Raw genomic sequence first — 5,352 nt, forward strand, 5'->3', positions numbered from 1 at the left:
ATGGGGGTCGCCGACGCGATCGGCGGTCGGGGCGTGCGGGGCCGGGAGGGCAGGAAGATCCTCGAGGAGATCCAGCCGGGGATCGGCGTCTTCGCGTGCATGCTGGGCGGCGCTGACGGGCGGACCCTCTACGTGTGCGCGGCGCCGGATTTCCAGGAGGAGGCACGCAAGGCGGCCCGCGAGGCGAGCCTGCTCGCCGTGCGGGTCGACGTGCCCCACGCCGGTCGGCCCTGACGGTGGCACCGATCGCGCGAGGTCAGCCGGCCCCGCGCACCGGAGTCACTGCTTCGCCGTGACACCTTCGGGCAGGTCGACCTTGAACGGGTTCGGCTCCTGACGAGGATCGGGCCGGATCACCCCTTCGTGAAGGATCGCCGGAGCCACCTTGTCCTTGCCAGACGCCTTGACGTGCTGTACCACGTGCACGACTCTGCTGTGCAGTGTCAGGAAGGTCGGCAGGCTCGCGTCCCAGGGAGCCGGCACCAGGGTGAGCGGCTTCTTGGACCGGTCGTCGATGATCGAGCAGCACGAGTAGCCGGCAACCTTCTTCCCCTCGAGCACCAGGGAGAGCTTGTACTGGGCCAGGACGGCCTGGTCCAGTCCCGTGATCTGCCCGTGCCGCATCCCCACGGCACCGCTACGACCCACCGGCAGCTCGCCTGCGACCTGCACGGTCCCGGGGACGACATCGAGCACGGCGATGAGCTTCGGCCACAGCGCCTCGTCGCGCGGCGGGTAGATCGTGACGAACTTGTTCGTCTTGGTGAAGACGTCCGGGTCGGTGTCGACCTTGTGCTGCACGCCGAGTGCTTTCAGGACGGGCAGGGCGGCCGCGAGCACCTGGAACGCCGTCTGCCGGCTCGCCCCGAGGTGGGCTTTCCACGCCACGTGAGGCAGCGGGTAGGTGAACTCCGGCCCGTCGGCGACCAGGAAGGTGCGGTCAGGGTGGTAGTGGGAGTGCTGGTTGAGGAGGCCGGCGAGGCTCGCCGGCCACTGCTTCCGGAAAACTCCGTCAATCTGACCTCGGATCCCGCCGAGCCAACCGCCCAGCGTGCCGTCGTCGGTGCTCTGGGTGATCAGCTGCTGGATCTGGTCCACCTTCGAGTGCAGGCCGGACACGGCAAGCGGATCGGTGAGCTGCACCAGTTGCTGTGTCACCTGTGTCACCTGATGGCGGAGGACGTCGATCTGGCAGTCCACCTCCAGCCTGGTCAAGGCCGTCACGATGGTGGCGGCGGTGGCGTTGCCCACCTTCTTCTTCTTCTTGTCGGCGGAGAACGTCTCGCGTGCCTTCCTGCTGGCCTGGCGGATGGCCGTGAGGGTGTTGTTGTCGCCGTTCTGCTTGTAGCCGCCGAGCTGCACCAGCAGGGCGGCCCAGCTGCCCTTGTTGAACTTTCCACCCTTGTATCCGGTGTCCTTCACGAGCTGCTCGGCGCTCGGAACCGGATAGCGCTGCACCGCCAGCGAGCCGACCAGCCCGGTCACCGTGCGGTTGCCGGCCAGCTGCTGCAACGAGCGGAGGTCGCGAAGCTCCGCCGCCTGGCGGGGTGACGAGGGGCGCCGGCGGTCAGGGCCGCGGTCATCCCTTCGAGGCTCCAGCCGGGCACCCGAGAACGCACGCACCCTTTCAGTCTGGTCGTCGCGCCGGCCGGATCGGCTGCCCTCTTGGCCCGAGAACGGGGCATCCTCGTGATACCGGAAGGGCACCCGGGGGGATGCAGCCTTGACATGAGGCGGCACCAGTGGTGAGCCACACGGTGGCATACGGTATGGCGGTGAACCTGACCGAGCGCATCCCGCCAGACCCCGACGCGGACGCGCTCTACGAGACGTTCACCGACTGGGTGTCCGAGCGGGGGCTCACCCTCTACCCGCACCAGGACGAGGCGTTCCTCGAGGTCCTGTCCGGCAGCAACGTCATCCTCTCGACCCCGACCGGATCGGGCAAGTCGCTCGTGGCCACGGCCGCGCACTTCACCGCCCTCGCGCAGGACCGCGTCTCGTTCTACACGGCGCCCATCAAGGCGCTGGTCTCGGAGAAGTTCTTCGCCCTGTGCGAGACCTTCGGTGCGGACAACGTCGGCATGATCACCGGCGACGCGTCGGTCAACGCCGATGCGCCGGTCATCTGTTGCACGGCCGAGATCCTGGCCAACCTGGCCCTGCGAGAGGGGACCTCGGCCGACGTCGGGCTCGTCATCATGGACGAGTTCCACTTCTACAGCGAGCCGGACCGCGGGTGGGCCTGGCAGGTGCCGATCCTCGAGCTGCCGCAGGCGCAGTTCATCCTCATGTCGGCGACGCTCGGCGACGTGACGAGGTTCCGCGACGACCTGACCCGCCGGACCGGGCGGCAGACCGCGGTCATCACGGGCACCGACCGACCCGTCCCGCTCGAGTTCGGGTATGCCGTGACCCCGATCCACGAGACCATCGAGGAGCTGCTGGGCCGCGACCGGGCGCCGGTGTACGTCGTGCACTTCACCCAGGCGGCGGCCCTCGAGCGGGCACAGTCGCTCGTCGGCATGAAGGTCACGACCCGGCAGGAGCGACAGGCGATCGCCGAGCGGATCGGGGGGTTCCGCTTCGGGACCGGCTTCGGGCGGACCCTGTCGCGGCTCGTCCGGCAGGGTGTCGGCGTGCACCACGCCGGGATGCTGCCCAAGTACCGGCGGCTTGTCGAACAGCTCGCCCAGGACGGACTGCTCAAGGTCATCTGCGGCACCGACACCCTCGGCGTCGGGATCAACGTGCCGATCCGCACCGTCCTGCTCACCGGACTGACGAAGTTCGACGGGACCAGACAGCGGCTGCTCAAGGCGCGCGAGTTCCACCAGATCGTCGGCCGCGCAGGGCGGGCCGGGTTCGACTCCCGAGGCTGGGTCGTCGCGCAGGCGCCGGAGCACATCGTCGAGAACCTCCGCGCCGAGGCAAAGGCCGGTGACGACCCGAAGAAGCGGCGCAAGATCCAGCGCAAGAAGGCCCCCGAGGGCTTCATCGGCTGGAGCGAGGAGACCTTCGACAAGCTCGTCGCCTCGCAGCCCGAGGCGTTGCGGCCGCGACTTCGGGTGTCACACTCGATGCTCATCAACATCCTTGCCCGGGAGGGGAATCCGGTGGCGCACGCGGCGCGGCTGCTAACGGACAACCACGAGGACGCGACCCGACAGCGGCGCCTGCACCGACACGCGCTGGTCCTCGCCAAGGAGCTGCTCAGCTCCGGGGTGATGCAGCGGCTGCCGGAGCCGGAGCCCAGCGGGCGCCGCTACGCCCTGACGATCGACCTGCAGCGCGACTTCGCCCTCAACCAGCCGCTCGCGCCGTTCGCCCTCGCCGTCGTCGAGACCCTGGACCCCGAGTCCGAGACGTACTCGCGAGACCTCGTCTCGATCATCGAGTCGATCCTCGAGGACCCGCGCCAGGTCCTCTGGGCACAGGAGCACCGGGCTCGCGGCGAGGCCATCGCTGCCATGAAGCTCGACGGCATCGAGTACGACGAGCGGATGGAGCGGCTCGAGGAGGTCACCTGGCCCAAGCCGTTGGCCGACCTGCTCGAGGTCGCCCTCACCGCCTACCGCCAGTCGCACCCGTGGATCTCACCCGACGCCCTCTCGCCGAAGTCCGTGGTGCGCGAGATGTACGAGCGCGGTATGACGTTCACCGAGTACGTCTCGGACTACGGCCTCTCGCGGTCGGAGGGGTTACTGCTGCGCTACCTCTCGGACGCCTACCGAGCCCTGCGCCATACGGTCCCCGAGTCGGCGCGCAACGAGCAGTTCGAGGAGACCATCGAGTGGCTCGGCGAGATGATCCGCCAGACCGACTCGAGCCTGCTCGACGAGTGGGAGGACCTCGTCAACCCGGGCGCGGTCGGTCCCGGTCGGGCCGAGGTCGCGCCACCGGTCCGACCCCTCACGGCGAACGAGCGCGCCTTCAACGTGCTGCTCCGCAATGCCATGTTCCACCGGGTCGAGCTCGCCGCCCGCGACCAGTGGGAGGCACTCGGCGAGCTCGAGGCTCGGGTCGCCGAGCTGACCGACCCGCCGCAGCGCGTGCGGCTGGATGCCGACGCCTGGAACGACGCGCTCGGGGCCTACTACGACGATCACGACTCGATCGCGACCGACCAGGCCGCCCGCTCCCCCGCGCTGCTGCAGGTCACCCGTGAGCCGGGTCGCTGGCTGCTGCGGCAGGTCGTCGTGGATCCTGCGGGCGACCTCGACTGGGGCATCACCGCCGAGGTTGACCTCGCCGCCAGCGACGAGGTGGGGGCAGCCGTCCTGACCGTGACCGGTTTCGAGCGGCTGGATGCATGACAGCGCCGACGCTGACCCACCAGAACCTCGCCGCACCGCAGGAGCCCGATGGGACGGGCGCCCTCGTCTTGTCCAGATCGAGTGGCCGGGTCGAGGTCGGCCGGGCGGATCCACTTGCGGCAGAGGGTGTTCACGCGCTCACCTACCTGTCGGTTCAGCGGCGGGGGCGGCAGACCTCGGCAACGACCGGCTCGGCTACGTCGGTGTCGGTGACGTTCACCGGGTTGACGATGAGGGCCAACTTCGACGGCTCACCGGCTGGCGTGGTCACGTCCTGATCCTCGGCTGCACCGGTAGCCTGCGCGCGTGGGCAGAATCCGTGTCAGGCTCAGCCTCGCCCTGCTCGTCGGCATCGTCGTCGGACTGCTCCGCTGGATCGTCCCGGTCGGCCCGCCCCGGGAACCGCTCGCGAACGTCCTGCTCGCGTTCATCATCGCCGGCCTCGCCTTCTCGCTGACGCTGCTGCGCACCCTCCTGCGGATGGATGCGGCCGCCACCCGCAGCCACGTCGACGGGGAGGACCCGGGAGCAGCCATCTCGGACGTCATCGTCATCGTGGTCGGGCTGCTCGGTCTCTGCGCCGTCGCGGTCCTGCTCATCGGCACCTCGAGCACCGGAACCGAGCAGGTCGTCGACGCCCTGATCGGGGTGGTGGCGATCGCCGTGGGGTGGCTGCTGGTCCACACGGTCTACCTGCTGCGTTACGCGCGGATCTACTACTCGAGTCCCGTGCCGCCGATCGACTTCAAGCAGGACGCCGACCCGCAGTTCTCGGACTTCGCCTACTTCGCGTTCAACAACGGCATGGCCTACCAGGTCTCCGACACGGATCTGAAGGACTCGGCGATCCGCCGGGTCGTGCTAGGCCAGTGCCTGCTCGGGTACGTCTACGGCACGGTCATCATCGCCGCCACGATCAACCTCATCTCAGGTCTGGCCGGTCGCGGCGGCTGACCCCGCCCCTCCCGGCGCGCCGCCCCCCCCCCGGGCAGAGGGGGGCCCATCACGGGCGGTGGGGTTTACACCTATGACGCGG

The 5,352-nt window shown here is 69.3% G+C and carries 3 protein-coding genes and 1 pseudogene; 3 read left to right on the plus strand and 1 reads right to left on the minus strand.

Features of this window, described 5'->3' with window-relative positions; genetic code table 11:
• Positions 1–234 (plus strand): annotated as a pseudogene (locus tag L0H79_RS20310) (gluconolactonase); the annotation flags it as partial.
• 45 nt (positions 235–279) lie between these two features.
• Here L0H79_RS20310 and L0H79_RS20315 read toward each other — a convergent pair.
• A complete protein-coding gene (locus L0H79_RS20315; RefSeq protein WP_301486457.1) occupies positions 280–1,623 on the minus strand; it encodes a hypothetical protein in 1,344 nt (447 codons plus the stop codon).
• Positions 1,624–1,769: 146 nt separating this feature from the next.
• Between L0H79_RS20315 and L0H79_RS20320 the strand changes: the two genes are divergently transcribed.
• Together L0H79_RS20320 and L0H79_RS20325 are read left to right on the plus strand one after the other, a co-directional pair.
• Complete coding sequence (locus L0H79_RS20320; protein ID WP_301486458.1) at positions 1,770–4,316, plus strand: RNA helicase; 2,547 nt, start codon at positions 1,770–1,772, stop codon at positions 4,314–4,316.
• A gap of 306 nt (positions 4,317–4,622) precedes the next feature.
• Positions 4,623–5,270: a DUF1345 domain-containing protein gene (locus L0H79_RS20325; RefSeq protein ID WP_301486459.1), complete on the plus strand. Its 648-nt coding sequence runs from the start codon at positions 4,623–4,625 to the stop codon at positions 5,268–5,270.
• The last annotated feature ends 82 nt before the right edge of the window (positions 5,271–5,352 follow it).

The organism is Intrasporangium sp., assembly GCF_030452765.1.
Classification (GTDB): Bacteria; Actinomycetota; Actinomycetes; order Actinomycetales; family Dermatophilaceae; genus Intrasporangium_A.